Below are 20,463 nucleotides of genomic sequence, written 5' to 3' on the forward strand. Positions count from 1 at the left end.
GCGTCTGCGATAGACGCAGTCACGCCCTCAGAGGCAAGAAACTACTTCGCTGCCGCAGGATATGAGCCGGAGTAAGCGGGAAACGCTCTAGATACACTTTCCGGGAAAATCGAGAATTACATCGAACCTCGTAAACTCACTGAAGAGCAACGAGAAGCGTTGATAGAATACCTATTGCCGCGCCCAAAAGGGACGGTAGCAGTGTGTTGCTTAGTCGGCGATGAAGAAGCGACGGCTTACGGAGTTCAACTACGCTCTGCGCTCATTGAGGGCGGCTGGAAGGCATCTTGGCACCAAAAAGCGGAACGGACCCCACGCGGCCTACAGATAACCGATGGACTTCGTACGCACCACTGGAGGGCCCAAGGCGAAGGCCCACGAAGCCTCTTGGCATCAGCCTTGACAAAAGCAAACATCAGAACAAGTGGCGGCGGTAGCCATCCTACAAACGAAGAGGCCTGTGAGTACGAACTTGTAGTGGGTAGAAGGCATCTAAGGTTGGACAAGATGGACGGCGTTTAAACAAACCCTTTCGCATAAAAACGCGAACTAAAACTGGCGAAAACTGGATGCCAAGTGAAGTTGCGCGTTTTGCCAAATGAAGTTGCGCGCTACAACAGACAGCCCCACCAAAATCACTTGGTTCACCGGCGAAATCAAAACTGACACGAAAAGAAAACTGGCTGGGGTGGCTGGATTCGAACCAGCGCATGGCGGTACCAAAAACCGCTGCCTTACCGCTTGGCTACACCCCAAGGCCGTGGGGATGCTGTATAGCGAGGTCGTTTCGGAAGCGCAAGCCTTGCCGCCCCCATTCTCTCCGGCGCACAGCCTAGTTTTCCCCAGATCTGCCTGACGGCATCATGTCTGTTGTCAAAAGTCCTGTCTTTTCCGGGACAATACGGGCCGCCGGACAAGCTATGCGGCTGGTCTTGTTCACAGTTTCAAAAAAATGGCGGGCGGACCGGCAAATCGCTTGCGGGATGAGATGAGCTTTGCTAAATGACCCTCCACACAGCGAGGCCTTGCCCGCTGTTCCCGATGGATTGAGCTAAAATCCAAACAGCAAGTCGGAGTGTAGCGCAGCCTGGTAGCGCACCTCGTTCGGGACGAGGGGGTCGGAGGTTCGAATCCTCTCACTCCGACCATTTTCTTCTCTTTGACACCCCTACTTTTAATGCGCGTTTGCGGTCTGGCGGACCCAGACCTGCCCCTTTGAGGCGGCCAGCAGACTGCTGAGATCGGACGCAGACATGGGCTGTCCGAAGTGGTGGCCCTGCAGCAGATCGCATCCCATATCCGATGCGAATTGCGCATGGCGTTCGGTTTCAATCCCTTCCGCGACGATGGTCATTCCGAGGCTCTTGCCGATCCCGATGATCGAGGCCACCAGCGCCCGGGCGGTTGTGTCGCCGACAATGGGCTGAATGAACTGGCGGTCGATTTTCAAAACGGACGGGCGGATCTTCAAGAGCCCCTGTACGGACGCGTGCCCCGTTCCGAAATCATCAAGCGCGATGGTCACGCCCAGCTCCCGGAGTTCGCCCAGGGTCCAGTGAACCACGTCGCCAATGCGCTCCAGATAGACCGATTCCAGAATCTCGATGGCGAGCCTCTTCGGAACGATACCCGAATTCTTCAGATCATGGATCAAGGTCGGGTCGGCCAGCCGCCCAGCAGACACATTGATCGAGATATTGGGCAGGTCCACGCCTGAACTGTCCAGAATCTTGAGCCCGTCCGGCAGCGCCCGGAACACGAGTTCATCAATACGCTTCAAGATGCCCACGCTGGCAGCCGTTTCCAGAAACGCACCGGGGGACAGCAGCCCCAGGCGGGGATGGTCCCAGCGCACCAGAACTTCAGCGCCGGTAACACAGCCGGTCTCGGCCTCCACAAAGGGTTGAAAATACGGCACGAACTCGTTCTTCTCGCAGGCGAGCAAAAGCTCGGTCACAAGCCGCTTGCTGGCCAGAGCCTCCGCATGCATGTCTTCGGTGAAAAACGACCACCGCCCCCGCCCATTTGTCTTGGCGTGATAAAGAGCCGTGTCCGCATCCGCGACAACCTGCTCCGGGCTTGCCATATGGGCATTGGCAATCGCAACGCCGACACTTGCACTGCAAAAGGTCGACTTGCCCTCAAAGGCAAAGGGGGCGTGCATTTCCTGCACGATCGCATCGGCCAGCCTGCTGATGTCCAGCGCACTTTTGCTGAGCGGCCTTAAAATGATGAATTCATCGCCGCCGATGCGGGCAACAAAGTCGCCATCCTTGGTCAGGCGCCGGAACATCTGGGCGACCGAGACCAGCAGCCGGTCCCCGGCATCATGGCCAAGCGTATCGTTCACGGATTTGAACCGGTCGAGATCAACATAGAATACAGCAAATTCCGGTCCGCCCTGCTGTAGAGCTCCGATCCAGGACTTCAGCTCGACTTCAAAATGCCGCCGGTTGGACAGCCCCGTCAACGCGTCTTCCTTGGATTCGCGTGTCACCGTTTTTGCAAGCTCATGCAGGCGCGCGTTTTCCCGCTCCAGCTGCTCAATGCGCTCCCTGCAGTCCAGCAGCTCCCGGTCGGCGGCACGGGCTCTGCCGGATGGTGCCACAGAGGCGAGAGGCTCAGCCCCGGGCAATGCTGGCGTCTCGTCCAGTTCAATCAGCGAACACAGCCACCACCGGCTGCCGCTGTCCGGATCCGACAAGGGGGTCCAGCTCATCTTCTGCCAGTATGTTTCGCCCGTCTTGCGGTTGTTGTGGGTCTTGATGGAGAAGCGCTCCCAATTCATCAGCTTTTCGATGATGAGGAGATGGTTGCCCTGCTCCGTGCTTGCGCCGATCAGCAAAGTGCCCCGTGCACCTATGACCTCTTCGCGCTCATATCCGGTGATCTGGGTGAATGTGCTGTTGCACCATTGCAGATACATCACGGCGCCGTCGTCGTCCGACGCCAGAGCCAGTGCCAGGCCTTCAACGCATTTGTCCGAGACCTGGTTCAGGATATGAGGTGGTATCGCGGGTAAGCCCTTCATCTCCCGGCAGTAAAAAGACCCTGCCGAGTTTAGGCAATTGTCAAATTCACCATGCCCAGGCGTTTCAAGGTGGAAATCGGGGACTGTGCGCTAGATCCCAGACCGTGGCCAGCGCGTGTCGGCTTGAACACCTCTCAAAAACTATCCGTTCTCGATCACCAGACCCTAGACGCCCGGTCTTGTTCCGCAAACGCGCCGCCGGAACGTTCAGACAGCGCCCTGCCACCCCTCGCTTTTTCGTCTCCCAGAACCAGCACATTTTGGTCTTATCAAAGCAGATTTCTGGCCCTATAGCCCCTCCCCGCGCGCCGGATAGGGTGCTAGTCTGACCAGTTACGGTGGAGGACCCTTTTCATGATCACCCCTTTGACGCTTCCGGCAACGCCGGACGCCGTGTTCGAAACCTATCGGCAAGTGCATTTGATCGGCGGTGGACGGGTCCGCGCCGAAGCGTCACTCGATGTCAGAAACCCTGCAACCGGCAAGGTCCTTGGACAGGCGGCAGCCGGAACCGAAACAGACGTGGCAGCGGCAGTTGCTTCGGCAAAGGAAGCCCAGCTGTCTTGGGCGCAGATGCCTGCGCGCGCGCGCGGCAAATGCGTTTCCGCCGCAGCCCGGGCCCTCTCCGAGCAGGCCGAGCTGATCGCCCAGGTTCTGGCCCGGGAAACAGGCAAGGCGATCCGCACGGAATGCCGGGGAGAAATCGCCGTTGCTGCCGATATCATCGACTTTTACGGAAATCTTGGCTCCGAGCTGAAGGGTCAGACCATCCCCTATGACCCGCGCATGCTCACCATGACCACCCGAGAGCCATTGGGTGTTGTGGCGGCGATTGTGCCCTGGAATGTGCCTTTGGTGCTGTTTGCCCTGAAGGTCGGCCCGGCCCTTGTGGCGGGCAATGCGGTGGTCGTGAAATCCTCCGAAGAGGCGCCCTTTGCAACCTATCTGCTGGCAGACATCCTGCGTCAGCACCTGCCGGAGGGGGTGCTGAATGTGGTGAACGGCACCGGTTCAGACTGCGGCGCAGCCCTGACCCGGCACAAGGATATTGCCAAGATCACCTTCACGGGCTCGGAGGCCGTTGGCGAGACAATCTACAAAATCGGCGCCAGCCGCATCATTCCTGTCTCCCTGGAACTGGGTGGAAAATCCGCCATGATTGTCTGCGAAGACGCCGATCTGGAAAAATCTGTCGCAGGCGCCATTTCAGGAATGCGTTTCACCCGTCAGGGCCAAAGCTGCACCGCCGCCAGCCGAATCTACGTTCATGACAGCCTGCTGGAGGCTTTTCTGGACCGGCTGGGAGAAGAACTCGACAGGCTGAAAATCGGAGATCCTCTGGACGAGGCAACCGATGTCGGCACCATTATCAATGCGCGGCAGGCCAACACCATCAGGAGCTATATTGCCCAGGCCGAGGCAACAGGCGGAGCGACGGTCAGACGCTTCAGCCGGTTGCCAGACAGTCCGGATCTTTCGCCGGGCCTCTTTCTCCAGCCAACCCTTCTGACCGGCTTGCCCGACGATCACCCCTGTGTTCTGGAGGAAATCTTCGGACCCGTCGCGGTGGTGAAAGGCTGGAGCGACTATGAAACGGTTATCGGCCTTGCCAACAGCACCCATTACGGCCTCGCCGCCTCGGTCTGGACAACAAGCCTGTCGACGGCGCTCGACAGCACGTCCCGGCTGAATGCGGGCTATGTGCAGGTCAATCAGAACCTGACCATTCAGCCCAATGTGTCCTATGGCGGGTTCGGGCGCTCCGGCCTGGGCAAGGAAGCCTCTCTAGAGGCCATGGTGGAGCATTTCACCCGGTCGAAAACCATCGTCATGAATTTCGACTGATGGAGATCTTTGCAGGTTTGGCTGCGGCCACATTCTCGGCCGGGTTTTTGCGCGGGATCACCGGGTTCGGTTTTGCCCTTGCTGCGGTGCCGCTGTTCAGCCTCAGCATCTCGCCGGTCCACGCGGTCATTCTGGCCCAGATCCTGCAAATTGCCGCCGCCCCCCTGGATCTCTACCGCCACCACAACAGCCTGGACCGCAGTGCTCTTATGCCACTGTGCGCGGGCGCGGTCCTGTTGACGCCCATTGGCGCGGTTTGCGCCACGCAGCTTGCGCCGGATGTGATGCGTCTGGCGATTGCCCTTGTGGTGCTGTTTGGTTTGGCGGCGCTTCTGTTCAACCTCCGGATTCCGGTGGGCCGGGGACCTGCGGTGGCCGCAGGTGCGATGGCCGGGCTTTTGGGCGGTCTGGCCGCCATGCCCGGCCCGCCAGCCGTCGCCTATTTTCTCGGTCGCGGCCTTGATAAATCCACCAGCCGCGCGTCGCTGCTGCTGTTTTTTGCCTTTACGGCAGCGCTGGCGCTGCTTTCCATTGCCGCCGGATCCGACCTTCTGGACTGGCCCCTCTTGGTGAAGGGGACGCTCTGCTATCCGGCCCTTCTGGCCGGGACCGCGCTTGGAGGGCTCGTCTTTCAGCGTCTTGGCGAAGGGCATTACAGAATGGCCGCGCTTGGCGTCCTGTTCCTGTCTGCTCTTGTCACCGGCCTCAAGGGACTTACCGGTCTTCTCTGAACGGCCCTCTTCTCAACCCCAAGGTTTTGCGCGAAATGAGGCCCGATTGATTTGGCTTCTGACGTTGCCCACGCAACAAAATAAGACGCCGCCCGAAACGGGCAGCGCCCTTGGACCGGCGCCAGCGGACAGAACAGTCAGCTCACGGGGTCAGGAACGCCCTTGCCAGGGCACCAGCACCTTTTCCAGCTTGCGCATGAGGATATCGATGCCAAAGCCGATCAGGCCAATCAACACAATGCCCATGATCACAATGTCTGTTGCCTGAAATTTGGAGGCGGCCACAATCATCTTTCCGGCGCCCTTTTCTGCAGCCACCAGTTCTGCCGCAACCACTGTCCCCCAACACACGCCCATCGCCACACGTGCGCCTGTGAAGATCTCCGGCAGCGAGTTCGGCACGATGACGTGGCGCAGCACCTGCCATTTGGAAGCGCCAAGCGAATAGGCCGCATGAACCTTGGTGATATTCACCCCTGACACACCCGCCCGGGCCGAGATGATCATGACCCAAAGGGCCGCCAGAAAGAGCAGCACGATCTTGCCGTTCTCACCAATTCCGAACCAGATGATCACAAGTGGAATGAGGGCCAGCGGGGGAACAGGGCGCATGAATTCGACAATGGGGTCGAACCAGCCCCGAGCCCAGCCCCACAGCCCCATGGCATAGCCAAGCGGAATGCCGATCAGCGACCCCAGAACAAACCCGGCCAGCACCCGCCACAAGGACCAGCCGACATGATCCAGCAGCGCGACATTCTGATAGCCTTCGCGCGCGATCTGCACCAGCTGGCTGACAACAGCTTCCGGCGGCGGCATCCAGATCGCTTCCATCTGCAGGCCCTTGTCAGGTGAGAAATTCAACGAGCCCTTTCGTGTCATTGTAACCGATCCGTGGGGAACACTTACCGTCTCGCCGGGAACAATCGGCTTGCCTTCAACGGCAATGACCTTGGCCCCGTCTCCATCATTGCGCTTCGCCCGGATCAGAACCGAGCGCCATGCGGCGACCGTGGCGCTGTCACTTTCAGCAAAGCCAGTTGCAGGCTTCGGCGCCGGCTGCTCGACATCCGCACCCATCTCATGAACCAGAACGGTGACTGTGGCCTCTGCCGTCTTGCCATCGGGAGCCTCTGCCTCATAGATGAAGGACGTTGTGCCCGTGAAAGGGCCCGGAACGTGAAACGGCACCAGTTTGGAGCCCGTGAAAGCCCCCCAAACCAGAAACACCACAATGATCGAGAGCACCGAGGCGGCCCGGTCGGCGGAGACCGCGCTTTCGTCCCCAAACGTGACCGTCTTCAGCGACGTGAAATCCGTCACCTTGTTCATGGACGAGCGGACGAGCCGCAGGGCCAGATAGGCGCCGAAGAACAGGACGGCATAGACCGCGAGAATAACCAGACCCGTCATGTTATGCCTCAGCTCCGCTCATGATTTCCTCTTCCATCTCCCAGATCATGCCGAGAATTTCCTTCTTGGTGTCCCCAAAGGCCGGGTCTTCCTTCACGCTGCGCAGATCAGCGCCGACCGCGCGCTCCGCAAAGGGAAGCCTGTATTCCTTGTGGATGCGCCCGGGCCGCGGCGCCATGACAAGCAGGCGCTCTCCAAGAAGCAGGGCCTCATCCACCGAGTGGGTGATCAGGATGATCGTCTTGCCGGTCTTTTTCCAAAGGTCGAGCACCAGACCCTGCATCTTCTCGCGGGTCAGCGCATCCAGCGCACCAAGCGGCTCGTCCATCAAGATGACATCCGGCTCGTTTGCCAGGCAGCGCGCCAGGGCAACACGCTGTTGCATGCCACCGGACAGCTCGTAAACCGCCTTGTTCCTGAAGGAGCGCAGACCCACCGTGTCGAGAAGGTTCTCAACAATCGTATTGCGATCTGCCTCCGGCACGCCTTTCATGCGCGGCCCAAACTCGACATTCCGGCGCACATTCATCCACTCAAACAGCGCCCCTTTCTGAAACACCATGCCCCGTTCCGCTCCAGGTCCGGTCACCGGGGCCCCGTTCAGCGTGACAGTCCCCTCGGTAGGAGCCAGAAAGCCGGCAAGGATATTTAGCAAGGTCGACTTGCCACAGCCTGACGGACCCAGGACCGACAGCAACTCGCCCTTTTGAATGTCCAGAGAGACATCCTTGAGCGCCTGCACATGCCCACCGTCCGGAAGGTCAAACCGCATGGAAAGGTTTTCAATGCTCAATGAGCCCATGGTGCTGATACCCGTCTGAGTGATGAGAAAAAGGCGGGTTTGCACCCGCCTTTGAAAACCGGTCTCACTGTGCGGCTGCGAGCGGACCTGAGTTCACGCTGTCCTCGTAGCTGTCGAGCGCGCTTTCGATGCTGCCCGCCTCAACGAAGACATCAGCGACACCTTTCATGAATGCCTGTGCATTGCCGCCCAGCCATTTTTCTGACAACTGTTCTTCAATCGTCGGGAACGTGAAGGTTGAAATGGAGGCCTTGGTGGCGTCAAGATCCATGCCGGATTCCTTGGCGATCTTCTCCAGCATCTCAGGCGGCTGACTGGCGGCCCATTCCGCATTTGCCGCAGCCGTCACGGCCAGGAATTTCGAAACCAGCTCCGAGTTCTCAACCGCGAAGTCGGCTGGCGCGGAGGTCACATCAAACACCAGAATACCCAACTCTTCCTTCTCGGCCCCGCTCAAAAGAACATTGCCATGTTCCTTCATCCGCGACAGCCCTCCGCCCCAACCACAGGCAAAATCAACCTCGCCCTGAGCCAAGGCGGCCGCGCCATCCGTCGGCGCCATGTCAACAACAGTCAAGGAAGACACATCGACCCCGAAATGCTCCATCTGACGCAGGAACCCGTAATGGGCGGCCGTCCCGATCGGAACGGCAACCTTCTTGCCAGCAAGCTCCGAAGCGCTGTCCTTGTCGATCTCCAAATCGGCCGCGACGACGCAATTGTCATTTTCAGAATAGCTCACCGCCACATCGAGCACTTGAAGCGCCTGACCGGCAGACGCTGCCACGACAAAGGGAGGCACCCCCTGGGAGACAGAAATCTGCACATCTCCGGACGCCATGGCGGCCGACATGGCAGTGCCGGTCTCAAAACTCACCCACTTAACCGGCATGCCGAGGGCCTTTGCATAGGCGCCGTCGGCTTTGGCTGCCAGAAATGGCATCGGCCATTCCAGGAAGTAGCCGACTGTCAGCTCTTCGGCGGCGGCGGCTTGCGCGCTGAACAAAAGCGCCCCACCGGCCAGAAGTTTCGCAATCATCTTCATCCCATTCTCCTTCGATAATCCCGCCGGACGGGCTGGTCCGATCGGCTCCGCCCATTCGTCAGATCCGTGCAACCTTTTTCTTGAAACGCTGCAGCCCTTGTCATGAAGATCAGTATTTCGCTGGCTTTCAATAGAATTGGAACACTGGTCTTAAGACTTGAGCCGATCTGGCTCTACTCGCGCTGAATTTTTGAGCAGAAAGTTTAGGCAACTGCACCGAAAAGAACCTCTCCTTTCGCGGTTGGATCCTTGTGCCCCTCGAGCACGCCTTACGGAGCGATACCAGTGACTTTCTCTGCCCCAGCCAATCATCTTGACGATGTTATCCGCGCGGACCGCGCCCATGTCTGGCACCATCTGACCCAGCACAAGGCCTATGAGACGAGCGATCCGCGCGTCATGGTCGAGGGCAAGGGGATGCGGGTGTGGGATGCATCCGGCCGGGAGCATCTGGATGCCGTGTCTGGCGGTGTCTGGACGGTAAATGTCGGCTATGGCCGCAAGAGCATCGCGGACGCTGTCAGTGAACAGATCACGCGGCTCAATTATTTTGCCCAAAGCGCCGGGTCCATTCCTGGCGCACTTTTCGCCGAGAAGCTGATCGAACGCATGCCGGGCATGAGCAGGGTTTATTTCGTCAATTCCGGCTCCGAGGCAAACGAGAAAGCCTTCAAGATGGTGCGCCAGATTGCGCATAAGCGCTATGGCGGCAAAAAGCACAAGATCCTGTTTCGCGAACGGGACTATCACGGCTCGACCATCGCAACCATGTCGGCGGGTGGCCAGCCGGAACGCAACGCCCAGTATGGTCCCTATACGCCCGGTTTCGTAGAAGTGCCGCACTGCCTTGAATACCGCGCCCAATGGGACACGGAGACCTATGGCGAGCGGGCGGCCCGGGCGATAGAAGAGGTCATCCTGCGCGAAGGCCCCGACACCATTGGCGCCCTGTGCCTTGAAACGGTGACAGCCGGTGGCGGCGTCATCACTCCGCCCTCAGGATACTGGGACCATGTCCAGCATATCTGCCGCAAATACGACATTCTGCTGCATCTTGATGAGGTTGTCTGCGGTGTCGGCCGGACCGGAACCTGGTTTGGCTACCAGCATTATGGCATCCAGCCGGACATGGTGACCATGGCAAAGGGGGTTGCCTCGGGCTATGCGGCAATTGCCTGTCTGGTGACACGCGAAGAGGTCTTTGACATGTTCAAGGACGATGCATCCGATCCAATGAGCCACTTCCGGGACATCTCAACGTTCGGCGGCTGCACCGCCGGTCCGGCTGCGGCGCTGGAGAACATGAGGATCATCGAGGACGAAGGTCTTCTGGAAAATACGCTGGCCATGGGAGCCCGACTGATGGACAACCTCGGTGCCTTGAAGGAAAAACATGCAGCCGCGGGCGACGTGCGCGGCCTTGGCCTGTTCTGCGGTCTGGAACTGGTTACCGACCGCTCAGACAAAACACCGGCAACGGAAGCCCAGGTTCAGGCTGTGATCGCAGACTGTATGAAACAGGGGGTCATTATTGGCGCGACCGCACGGGCATTGCCGGGGCTGAACAACACGCTGTGTCTCGCCCCCGCCCTTATTGCGACGGCCGATGATATTGACGCGATCACTGAAGCGATTGACGGCGCCCTGACGCGCGTTTTTGGTTGAGGGCCTTAGACAATCTTCAAACAGCCGTCCGGCCGGGAGTGGTGTCGAGAGCGTACGGCCCTGCGCTGGCCAGGGAAGTGAGGGCTGCGGATCTTTCCCGCCTGAAGATTGCGCCAGGAACCGGTTGGACATAGCCTAAGGCAAACGAAATCGGGTGACAGGTTACGGAATTTGGCTATTCCTCCGGAAATCTTTCTGCTTCCCCAAAACAGCAATGCGACCTTACAGCAACAAATTCATCAAATGGTTGCTGAAGCTATTGTGTCCGGCCATTGCGCGGCGAATGAGAAAATGCCGTCGTCCCGCAGGCTGGCCGAGCATCTGAGCCTGTCCCGGACAACCGTGACGCTGGCCTATGCGGAGCTGGTCTCCAATGGCTATCTGGAATCCCGGGACCGGTCCGGCTATTTCGTTGCCAGCTCAGCGCCGACGCTGCCAGTCTTCACCGCCACGCAAATCCCGGAGACAGCCGGTGTTGACTGGGATCTCAAGCTCGCCCAGCGCCCGCAATCGCGCAGCGACATTCTGAGGCCGCCCAACTGGTCCGATTACCGCTTCCCGTTCATCTACGGACAGTCAGACCCGGATCTTTTTGATCATCTGAACTGGAGAACCTGCGCCTTGCGCGCAGTCGGCCGCAAGGATTTCGACACGCTCACCCATGATCATTACCAGAATGATGATCCGATGCTGGTGGAGTACATTCTGCGTTACATTCTTCCGCGCAGGGGCATTCGCGCGCATCCCGATGAACTCCTTATCACCCTGGGCGGGCAAAATGCGCTTTGGATGATCGCGCAACTGCTGCTGTCGGACGGCCAGAACGCCATCGTCGAGAACCCGTGTTATCCGGGGCTTCGCAAGATTTTCGACCAGATGCGCTATGTCGCCACGTCCATCGATGTCGACCAGGACGGCTTGCCGGCGGATCTGATTCCCACCGGTGCGGACGTCGTCTTCACCACGCCCAGCCATCATGCGCCCACAAACGTCACCATGCCACTTGAGCGGCGGCAGGCCGTGCTGAAACGGGCGGAACAGGATGGCTTCGTGATTGTCGAGGACGATTACGAGTTCGAAATGACCTATACGAGCCCGCCCGCCCCTGCCCTGAAATCCATGGATGAGATTGGCCGTGTGATCTATGTCGGTTCCTTTTCCAAATCCATCTTTCCCGGGCTGCGGCTTGGGTATGTTGTCGCCGCAAAGCCCCTGATCCGGGCAATGCGGGAGCTTCGAAGTGTCGTTTTCCGGCATCCCCCCAGTCATATCCAGCGCACCACAGCTTATTTTCTGTCCCTCGGCCACTATGACAGCCAGATCACTCGCATGGCCCGCGTATTCGGGAAACGGCGTGCGATCATGGAACAGTGTATCCGGGACTTCGGCCTGACCCCGGATGTGCGGAACGTGAACGGCGGCTCCTCCTTCTGGATGCGCGCACCCGACGGTGTCGACACCACACAGCTTGCCGTTGACCTTCGGAAAAAGAGCGTTCTCATCGAACCGGGCAATGCCTTCTTCGCCCATCGCTCTCCCGATAAATCTCATTACAGGCTGGCCTATTCCTCCATCCATGCCAATCTCATCCGGGACGGCATTGCCCTGGTCGCCGACGCGATTGAAGAGGCGTGCAAAGCCACCTGACCCGCCGGACCGTCAAACACACTGCACCGCTCCGGCAATCTTGATAGCGCGTGCTGCGGGTTTTGATTGCCAGTTTCTGTTTGCCGTGCAAGGTCTCTCGCCGGGACCGGCCAGCAAAACGATTTTGGAGTGCGGGAAGACAAATGCCAGAGATTGAGACGATGCGCGCGGCGGATTATGTGGCCCGGCGCCTTTATGAAGCCGGGTGCCGGTTTGCATTCGGAATGCCCGGCGGCGAGGTTCTGACGATCGTGGACGCGCTGGAGCGGGCCGGAATCAGGTTTATCCTGTGCAAACATGAAAACAATGCGGGCTTCATGGCCGAGGGCGTGATGCACCGCACCGGCGCTCCGGCCATCCTTGTGGGAACGGTCGGTCCCGGTGTCGTCAATGGGTATAATGTGGTGGCCAACGCCTTTCAGGACCGGGTGCCGCTGATTGTCCTGACCGGCTGCGTTGATGCCCATGAGGCGGAAATGTACACTCATCAGGTGCTGGACCACCGGGCCGCCTTTGCCGAGGTCACCAAAGCCACCTTCACCCTGACAGCCAAAGCCGCCGATGTGATTGCCGACAAGGCGGTCGGCATTGCAAGCGACGGCCGCGCAGGGCCGGTGCTGATTGATGTACCGATTTCCGTTGCCGATGAGAGGATCGCCCTGCCCCCACGGCGGCGCCCGAAGGCGAGCCCGAGCGCTCCGGCCGGGACTGATCTGGAAACCGCCCGGGGCTGGCTGGCGCAGGCAGAACGCCCCGTCATGGTGATCGGGCTGGATGCGGTGGCCGATCAGGCCGGGCCGCAAATCCAGGCGTTTTGCGAAACCTTCCAGGTGCCCTTTGTCACCACCTACAAGGCCAAGGGCCTTGTGCCGGAAACCCACCCACTCTGTCTTGGCGCGGGCGGCCTGTCGCCCAAGGCCGATGCGCTGCTCCTGCCCTTCCTGCAATCTGCAGATCTGATCCTTTGCGCGGGTTATGACCCGATTGAAATGCGCATCGGCTGGCAGGAAATCTGGGACCCGGCCCGGATCAATGTCATCGACATCACCGCCGAGCCCAACAGCCATTACATGCATCAGGCCACGCTGAATTTCGTGGCCCACACGGGCGCTGCCCTTACCGCCCTTGGCGGCGGCCTGACGGGCCGCAAGACCTGGGGGGGGGGTGAGATTGCACAGCTGCAAAAGGCCCTTGGCGAAGCTTTTGCGGATGGCGGCACCTGGGGACCGGCGGCAGTCATAGATGAAGTTCGCAAGGCCTTGCCCGATGCGGCACTGGCAACGGCCGACAGCGGCGCCCACCGGATTCTGCTCTCCCAGCAATGGACCTGCCATGAGCCGAGAGGCCTGATCCAGTCCACCGGCTTGTGCACCATGGGCTGTGCCATCCCCATGGCGATCGGCCTGAAACTCGCCTCCCCGGACCGGCCGGTCGTGTCCTTTTCCGGAGATGCCGGCGCCCTGATGGTGATTGGTGAACTGTCAACCGCCCAGGAACTGGGTGTTGCGCCCATCTTCGTGGTGTTTGTCGATTCGTGCCTCTCCCTGATTGAACTTAAACAGCGCTCGCGCCAGCTGACCCGCAAGGGGGTCGATTTCGGCCGCCATGATTTTGCAGCCCTTGGCCGCGCCTTTGGTGGAGAAGGACATATGGTTGCAAATCGCGCCGAGTTGCGGGCAGCGCTGGATCTGGCCCAGACAGTAGACACATTCACCGTGATTGCCGCCGTGATCGGCGAACACGCCTATGACGGCGTGATCTGAACCGCTACTGGCCAACCTCTGCTTGCCTCCGTTCAGGTGCTGCCGGGGGCTGGTCGGGCCGCACGGGCCCGGCTGAGATTCATCAGGCCAAACAGGGCCCCTAATCTGAGCAGTGACAGGCTCGCCAGCACCATTTTCGGGCCTGCGGCGACCAGCAATCCGGCCAGCGCGGGCGCGGCCAAGGCATTGATCAGATTCATGGGCAAAGCAATGGCAGACATGGCTGCCGCATAATCCGCCTTTCGATAAAACACCAGCGGCATTGTTGCCCGGGCCACTGCAAAGGCCCCGCTGCCAGTACCGAACAGGAACAGAAAAGCCCCCATGGGGGCCCAGCCAGGGCCGAAAAACGCCAGCATGCAAAGCCCCAAGGGAAGTGCGGCCCCTGATACCAGCGCCGTTGACAATCCGTCCCAGCTCCTGCCCCCGGCAAGGTCGATCACCCGGCCGCCCAGTTTGAAGACACCGAGCAAAGACGCAATCGTGACGGCCAAAGCGGTTTCATTGCCAAGCGCCTTGAAAAGCTCAATACCGACCGCTTCAATCCCGAAGGTCACGAAACTGTTCAGCGTGACCACACTCACAATCAGCCAGAACACCTTGTCCTGGCCTAGGGAGGCAGGCGGTGTGGCCGCTTCACCTAGATCCGTGTGATTATGCGTTTCCGGCAGAGCGAACAGCACCAGGGGGCTGACAAAGAAGATCATGGCTGCAGCATAGACCAGCACTGTGCAGCGCCAGCCGGAAAGTTCCTGCAAATTGGCCGTCACGGGCCAGAACACGCTGCCTGCAAGACTGGTGACCAGCATCAAGGTGCCGATCTGTCCCCTGGCCTTGTCTCCGGCAAAATCGGAGAGATAAACATAGGCAGCCGTAGTCAGAAACAGCGCTCCGCCAATGCCGGTCACACTCCAGCTGCCTAGAAAGACAATCAGGCTATTGGACGCTGACACAGCAAAGAGACCGGCGCCGATCAGCGCAGCTCCGGCGGTCATGACTTTGCGGGCGCCAAAACGTCGGAACCCGCGCCCGGCAAACGAGGCAGATAGGGCCATGGCCACGAACAACATTGATGTGCCCAGAAAGACAGATGGCAGGTCACGGTTCAAATCGCGGGCAATGGCTGAAGCCAGCACCGCCAGGCACCCGGTGGCGCCCCAGCCTATAATCTGCGTGATAGCAAGCGTAAGGAAAACAAGAACGGAACGTCTCATTTTCCTTGTCTAATCTTGCGCGATGACGTTTTAGCGACAGTGGACGGATGAGAGGATCAGGATGAAACTCCGGAAGCTGCTTCACTGAGGAAAAACGCACTGATTTCATCGGCCAGACGGGCATTGCCGTTGGCTTTTTCCGGGTTTGCACTGATCCGTGCCTTGACATCTTCCGGCAGGAGCGCGCCGCGCACTTGCAAGAGCCCTTCGATAAAGGACCCGTCATATTCGGGATGGGGCTGCCAGGTCAGGATCTGATCGCCATAGGCAAGGGCGGCGAATTTGCAGCCCTCGGCGGTGGCCAGGACCTCTGCCCCCTCCGGAAGTTCGACAATCTGGTCCTGATGCCAGGCATTCAGCACCACGTCTTCCCCCCCTGTGCGGTAGCGTGTTGCGCCGATCATCCAGCCTTCCTTGGCTTTTGCCACCTTACCGCCAAGCGCCTGGGCGATGATCTGATGACCAAAGCAAATCCCGAGCAGTTTCTGCCCAGCCGCTGAAATCCGGCGGATCAGATCTTCCAGAGGCGCGATCCAGGGGTGGTCTTCATAGACCCCGAATTTGGACCCGGTTATGATCCAGCCGTCCTGTTCGGTGACCGACGCGGGAAACTCCCCGTCCAGGACCCGGTAGGTGGTGAATTCAAATCCGTGCCCGTCCAGCAATACGCGGAATCTTGCATCATAGTCGCTATGGTCAGCCGCAAGCTCTTGCGGGACTTCACCGGTTTGGAGAATTCCGATCTTCAAGGGTCACTCATTCATGTTGGCCCGGGTGCCGGTCTCAGAACCACTGCCCGGGAAAAGACTATCTGGCCGCGTTCAAGATGGCGAGCGCCGACGCCTTGTCAAGCAAAACCGGCGTGCCGCTTGCGCACATATCGCCCGCAGCCGCCCCCACAAGGTCCTCAAGAACCCGTCCCGCACGGCAAACAAGAGCAGTATTTCTGAAATTTTTCACACCCGGGCGACTCCCTTCCAGATCTGATTGATCCGATTGCCAAAAGCCCTGGCCACAAAGGAGCTGAGAGCGCTACAGCGGAAAAATCCGCAGCGACATCTTGATCCTGCGCACCGCTTGCGTTAAATAAGAACAAAATATGAACATTTGAGATCAGCGATGCAGTTTGTCAGCCCGTTACAAGAGCAGCTTTCCGTGATGCGCGCGTCTTTGCCGAAAGCCCCCCGCGCCGTCACGGCGACTGAAGTGACGGCCCAGGATGTGCGTCAGATGATCCTTTATTTGCGCAAGGCCCGCGACCGGGCCGAGGCCATCCGCGAGCGGGCGCCCGCAGGCAGCTATATGGAAAATGTGCTGGCGCGGACCATTGACGGCATCACGCTTGAATTGTCCCAGCTGGACTATCTGCTCGCCCGCACTTCCGCTCCTAAAGCGCAGGGCGCCTCGCACAGTCGGGCGCCCGGCCGCATGCACCCTGCAATCTGACCACCAGCCTTGCAAGAAGCCGTGCTTCAACGGTATTTGGCGGCGGTGATGAATTCCCCGAAAGCCTCGCACCACACAAGCACTGTCGTATAGTCTTCAAGGCGAACGCCCTCCGGAAGATCGACGACGAAGCCGTCGAAAGTCTTGATATCCCCCAGGCGGAGCGCGGTGTCCTTCACCTCTTCAAATCCGGCCTCATCCTCCACAAAGGATTTCAGCAGATAGAGCTTGTAATCCGGGCCCGGCGCAAGCGCGCCCTCATGGGTGATCCGGGTTCGCGAGAGACTGACTTTGCCCTCGCCCCAATGGAGAAAGTCACTGCCTTCAAGATCCCGGCTGAACGTGGCCTGATAGCGCGCCTCCCCCGCCGCGGCGGCCAAAAGGGCTGCATCCGGCCCCTTGGGGGCCGTCAGAATGGGCAGCATATAAACGCCGAGGGCAAAGCCGAAGCCGAGCACTGCCCCATGGGAAAACAGAAGAATGATCAGCCGCCGCATCGGCACCTCTTTTTGCCCAACCAGAGCCGGTCGCATGTCACCGGTTTGAAGCCAGATGAACGCCGCACACTCTTGAGTCCCCAAAAGATACGCAGGCCGAAAGCATGATCAACACATCTTGCATAACATCTGTGTCAGGCTTTGTTGATGGCCTGGCCGCGTCAGGCGGCAGCCTCATCACCGGGGGCGGTCTGCCAGCCAAGATCGGTCAGCGTGACAATCCGGTTGCCGCGCAGATCCGTCGCGCAGACCAGGAAGCCGCGCTCTTCCATATGGCTCAAAAGCCAGCGGGCCCGGCCCGGAGAGCGCGTGCCATAGGCAGTGGCAATCTCGATATTTCCCGGACACGGCGCCTTGGCCAGGGCGGCCTTGGCCAAAAGCAGATAGACACCGCGCATATCTTCCGGCAGTTCGGCCGCAATCAGTTCGGCCTGCGCCCAGGCGCCGTCATCCATCTCGCCCTTTTCCACCCCGGCCCGGGCGACCGAGAGCTTTTCCCGGAAGGTCTGAAGGTCAGGGGTTCCGCCAGCCAGTTTGGCAATCCGGCAGCGCACCTGAAAATCCTGGTAAAGGGTGGCAATCGGCTGAAAGGCCGCTTCGTCATCCTCCAGAATCCCGGCGATGATCTCAGAGATCTTTTCTTCGCGCTCACCGAAATCCAAAAGGCTTTCGGCAGGCGGCTCTGCCGCTTCATTCGCCCGTTCGGCACTTGTGAGCTGATCCAGCACCTCTCCCGTGGAAACAACCGGCTCCACAAACCTCTGGCGCGCCGGCGGCATCTCGTCGGCAGACGGCGTGAAAATGAGATCCTTGGCGTCTTCCTTGGGCTGTTCGGGCAACGGCATCAGTTTCGGGCTGCCACCGCGCCCCATGGTTTCCACCGGTCCGATCTTGATAGGCACGGGACGCCGGAACAGGGCGGGTCCAAGTGCGATGAAATTGCCCCGGTCCAGATTGCGGAAACTCTCCGCCTGACGCCGCTCCATGCCCAGAAGATCGGCAGCGCGGGCCATGTCGATGTCCAGAAAGGTGCGGCCCATGAGAAAATTCGAGGCTTCAGCGGCCACATTCTTGGCCAGCTTTGCCAATCGCTGGGTGGCAATGATCCCGGCCAGTCCGCGCTTGCGGCCCCGGCACATCAGGTTGGTCATGGCCCCAAGGGACCGTCTGCGGGCCTCTTCGGTCACCTCTCCGGCCGCAGCAGGCGCGAACAGCTGGGCTTCGTCGACCACCACAATCATCGGATACCAGAGATCCCGGTCCGCATCGAAAAGGCCGTCCAGAAACGTGGCGGCGGCCTTCATCTGCCTGTCCGCATCCAGTCCCTCAAGATTGAGAATGACCGAAACCCGGTGCTGGCGCACCCGCCCGGCAATCATCTGCAGGTCCTTTTCCGTGCCAACCGCATCGACCACCACATGGCCGAATTTTTCGGCAAGAGAAACAAAATCCCCTTCCGGATCAATGATGGCCTGCTGCACCCAGCTGGCCGATTGTTCCAGAAGGCGGCGCAGCAGGTGGGATTTTCCCGAACCGGAATTGCCCTGAACAAGAAGACGCGTTGCCAGCAACTCTTCCAAGTCGAGTGCGGCGCGCGATCCCCCCGTCATTTCCCCGATATCGATCTCAACCGTCATGCGTTCCTGGCCGACACTTTATGAGCACGTTGCGTTTCATCGGACCTGCCAACTGCTTTTTGAAATCAAAGACTTCACCACAAGCGGCAGATCAAGTTGACCCTTCAGAAACGCGGCACACGCCCGGGCGCCGTGGCAACTCCACCTCATCTTGCATCTTCAGACCCGCAGTCAGCACGATTCCGCAGCCAATGCAAAGTCTGCAGCGCCGTTTGCCGTCGTTTTCCCTGAATTCCACGGGCTTTTCCAGCCCGCTTATATGCGCTTGGCCGTCGCAGTTTCAAGCGCTGCGCACACCGTTCCCAATCCGGCTTTCCGACGCGCCCGTTTCGTTTGGGGCACCGCTTTCGACCATCCGGATGCCGTTTGGGTAAAAAACGCCTTATCCCCTTCAAAACGGGTCCGGCCGCGCCATTTAGTGAAGGAAAGGAGGAGCGGGAGAGACATCATGCAGATTCACGCGGACCTGACAAAAAGAGTCCATGTCGACAGCGCCACTCTGGACTGGGTGCCCTCGCCCATGGCCGGCGTTGAACGGCGCATGCTGGAGCGGGACGGTGCGGAAGTTGCCCGCGCCACCAGTCTGGTGCGCTATGCGCCCGGCTCAGCCTTTTCCGCCCATTCCCACGATATGGGCGAGGAATTTCTGGTGCTTGACGGTGTCTTTTCCGACGAAAGCGGTGACTTTCCCAAGGGCATGTATGTGCGCAACCCGCCCGGCTCCCGCCATGTGCCGTCCAGCGATCCGGGTGCGGTCATCCTGGTGAAGCTGCGCCAGATGCAGCCTGAGGATGACAGTTTCGTGCGGGTCAACACGCTTGACCCGTCCGGCTGGCAATCCGGCCGCCCCGGCGAAACAATCCTGCCTCTTTTTGTGCGTCCAGAGGAGGAAGTCGTCATGCTGGACTGGGAGCGTGGCTCGAAATTCTCAAAACAGACCTTTCCGGGCGGCGCGGAATATTTCGTACTGGAAGGCAGTTTCGAAGACGATGACGGCCGCTATGACCAGGGCACCTGGCTGCGCCTGCCCGCCGGCAGCACACAATCGGTCCGCACCACCCAGGGCACACGCGTCTGGCGCAAGACCGGGCACCTTCTGACCTGATCACGCGGCTTTGGAAAGGTCAAGCTCCTGCCGGACCGCGTTGTCCAGAACGGCAGAGGCAATCAGTTTGTGAAATGGCAGGATCGTGGCCAGATAGGCGCGGCCGAACAGGTTGTGGCGCTTGCAGCAGGTTGACACATAAAGACGCGGCACCGTTCCCCCGGTCCTGAACACCGACAGGCGGAAATCCTGATGCCAGTCATCCTCTCCAAGGATGATTTCGTTCTGATCAATCTGGTAAATCTTGAAGAAACCGACCCGGTCGCCCGGTTGCCTGTCATGAAGCGGCAAGCCGGATTGCTCCTTTGCGAGCGTTGCCGTTGTTTTCAGACCAAGCGGGCCGGTGATCTTGTCACGGAGGCAAAGCAGTGTGTTCATCCAGCCTAAATCCGCCATCAGAATATGGTCGGCCAGCACACTCATATCAGCGCGTTCCAGATCCGGCCGGCCGTCAATCGGTACGGAAAAGACGTCCAAATAATCGCCGGGCGCGTGGTAGCTGTTGAGGCGGCTTGCGGCGGGCAGACTGTCGGACTGGCTCATGGGGCTCCCCTTGTGACCATTGAAGCAACCGAACCCTACCCGCTTTCACCAAGCCCCGCCCTGCGCAGATTGACACAGC

The 20,463-nt window shown here is 59.7% G+C and carries 16 protein-coding genes and 2 tRNA genes; 8 read left to right on the forward strand and 10 right to left on the reverse strand.

The features are described 5' to 3' along the window. Positions 1-680 precede the first annotated feature (680 nt). Positions 681-755: transfer RNA gene (locus ACXAIC_RS17380), tRNA-Gln, on the reverse strand. 316 nt (positions 756-1,071) lie between these two features. Here ACXAIC_RS17380 and ACXAIC_RS17385 point away from each other — a divergent pair. Continuing rightward, positions 1,072-1,148: transfer RNA gene (locus tag ACXAIC_RS17385), tRNA-Pro, on the forward strand. A 26-nt stretch (positions 1,149-1,174) separates the two neighbouring features. On the opposite strand, the gene ACXAIC_RS17390 is transcribed toward ACXAIC_RS17385, so the two are convergent. After that, positions 1,175-3,031, reverse strand: a complete 1,857-nt coding sequence (locus ACXAIC_RS17390) for a putative bifunctional diguanylate cyclase/phosphodiesterase (RefSeq protein ID WP_475182795.1) — start codon at positions 3,029-3,031, stop codon at positions 1,175-1,177. Positions 3,032-3,385: 354 nt separating this feature from the next. On the opposite strand from ACXAIC_RS17390, the gene ACXAIC_RS17395 reads away from it, so the two are divergent. Together ACXAIC_RS17395 and ACXAIC_RS17400 are read left to right on the forward strand one after the other, a co-directional pair. Continuing rightward, positions 3,386-4,876: an aldehyde dehydrogenase family protein gene (locus tag ACXAIC_RS17395; protein ID WP_475182798.1), complete on the forward strand. Its 1,491-nt coding sequence runs from the start codon at positions 3,386-3,388 to the stop codon at positions 4,874-4,876. After that, positions 4,876-5,607: a sulfite exporter TauE/SafE family protein gene (locus ACXAIC_RS17400; RefSeq protein WP_475182802.1), complete on the forward strand. Its 732-nt coding sequence runs from the start codon at positions 4,876-4,878 to the stop codon at positions 5,605-5,607. The genes ACXAIC_RS17395 and ACXAIC_RS17400 overlap by 1 nt, the downstream gene beginning before the upstream one ends. A 150-nt stretch (positions 5,608-5,757) precedes the next feature. Here ACXAIC_RS17400 and ACXAIC_RS17405 read toward each other — a convergent pair whose 3' ends face one another. The 3 genes from ACXAIC_RS17405 to ACXAIC_RS17415 form a co-directional block, all read right to left on the reverse strand. Beyond that, positions 5,758-7,020 carry an ABC transporter permease gene (locus ACXAIC_RS17405; RefSeq protein WP_475182808.1) on the reverse strand — a complete coding sequence of 421 codons (1,263 nt, stop codon included), beginning with the start codon at positions 7,018-7,020 and terminating at the stop codon, positions 5,758-5,760. A 1-nt stretch (position 7,021) separates the two neighbouring features. Next, positions 7,022-7,822, reverse strand: coding sequence for a taurine ABC transporter ATP-binding protein (locus tag ACXAIC_RS17410; protein WP_475182812.1), 801 nt, complete (start codon positions 7,820-7,822; stop codon positions 7,022-7,024). A 64-nt stretch (positions 7,823-7,886) separates the two neighbouring features. After that, positions 7,887-8,867, reverse strand: a complete 981-nt coding sequence (locus ACXAIC_RS17415; protein ID WP_475182817.1) for a taurine ABC transporter substrate-binding protein — start codon at positions 8,865-8,867, stop codon at positions 7,887-7,889. Between the two features lie 285 nt (positions 8,868-9,152). Between ACXAIC_RS17415 and ACXAIC_RS17420 the strand changes: the two genes are divergently transcribed. The 3 genes from ACXAIC_RS17420 to ACXAIC_RS17430 all read left to right on the forward strand — a co-directional run bounded on the left by ACXAIC_RS17420 (position 9,153) and on the right by ACXAIC_RS17430 (position 13,942). Continuing rightward, complete coding sequence (locus ACXAIC_RS17420) at positions 9,153-10,532, forward strand: aminotransferase family protein (protein WP_475182821.1); 1,380 nt, start codon at positions 9,153-9,155, stop codon at positions 10,530-10,532. Between the two features lie 171 nt (positions 10,533-10,703). Next, complete coding sequence (gene pdxR, locus ACXAIC_RS17425) at positions 10,704-12,179, forward strand: MocR-like pyridoxine biosynthesis transcription factor PdxR (protein ID WP_475182825.1); 1,476 nt, start codon at positions 10,704-10,706, stop codon at positions 12,177-12,179. Positions 12,180-12,322: 143 nt separating this feature from the next. Beyond that, the gene (locus ACXAIC_RS17430) at positions 12,323-13,942 is read left to right on the forward strand and encodes a thiamine pyrophosphate-binding protein (RefSeq protein WP_475182830.1); all 1,620 of its coding nucleotides are present in this window, start codon (positions 12,323-12,325) and stop codon (positions 13,940-13,942) included. A gap of 32 nt (positions 13,943-13,974) precedes the next feature. On the opposite strand, the gene ACXAIC_RS17435 is transcribed toward ACXAIC_RS17430, so the two are convergent. Next, the gene (locus ACXAIC_RS17435) at positions 13,975-15,156 is read right to left on the reverse strand and encodes an MFS transporter (protein ID WP_475182834.1); all 1,182 of its coding nucleotides are present in this window, start codon (positions 15,154-15,156) and stop codon (positions 13,975-13,977) included. A gap of 56 nt (positions 15,157-15,212) precedes the next feature. Continuing rightward, positions 15,213-15,905 carry a type 1 glutamine amidotransferase gene (locus ACXAIC_RS17440; RefSeq protein ID WP_475182838.1) on the reverse strand — a complete coding sequence of 231 codons (693 nt, stop codon included), beginning with the start codon at positions 15,903-15,905 and terminating at the stop codon, positions 15,213-15,215. 370 nt (positions 15,906-16,275) lie between these two features. Here ACXAIC_RS17440 and ACXAIC_RS17445 point away from each other — a divergent pair, with 370 nt between their 5' ends. Next, positions 16,276-16,602, forward strand: a complete 327-nt coding sequence (locus tag ACXAIC_RS17445; protein ID WP_475182841.1) for a hypothetical protein — start codon at positions 16,276-16,278, stop codon at positions 16,600-16,602. A 26-nt stretch (positions 16,603-16,628) separates the two neighbouring features. Here ACXAIC_RS17445 and ACXAIC_RS17450 read toward each other — a convergent pair whose 3' ends face one another. Then, complete coding sequence (locus tag ACXAIC_RS17450) at positions 16,629-17,099, reverse strand: DM13 domain-containing protein (RefSeq protein WP_475182844.1); 471 nt, start codon at positions 17,097-17,099, stop codon at positions 16,629-16,631. Between the two features lie 161 nt (positions 17,100-17,260). Further along, on the reverse strand, positions 17,261-18,736 hold the full coding sequence (locus tag ACXAIC_RS17455) for a helicase HerA domain-containing protein (protein ID WP_475182848.1): 1,476 nt from the start codon (positions 18,734-18,736) through the stop codon (positions 17,261-17,263). Between the two features lie 448 nt (positions 18,737-19,184). On the opposite strand from ACXAIC_RS17455, the gene ACXAIC_RS17460 reads away from it, so the two are divergent. Then, complete coding sequence (locus tag ACXAIC_RS17460) at positions 19,185-19,841, forward strand: cupin domain-containing protein (protein WP_475182852.1); 657 nt, start codon at positions 19,185-19,187, stop codon at positions 19,839-19,841. Here the strand turns inward: ACXAIC_RS17460 and ACXAIC_RS17465 are convergent, their stop codons facing one another. Next, positions 19,842-20,384, reverse strand: a complete 543-nt coding sequence (locus ACXAIC_RS17465; protein WP_475182855.1) for a DUF2867 domain-containing protein — start codon at positions 20,382-20,384, stop codon at positions 19,842-19,844. Between the last annotated feature and the right edge of the window lie 79 nt (positions 20,385-20,463).

The organism is Roseibium sp. AWQ4_254, from assembly GCF_056161025.1.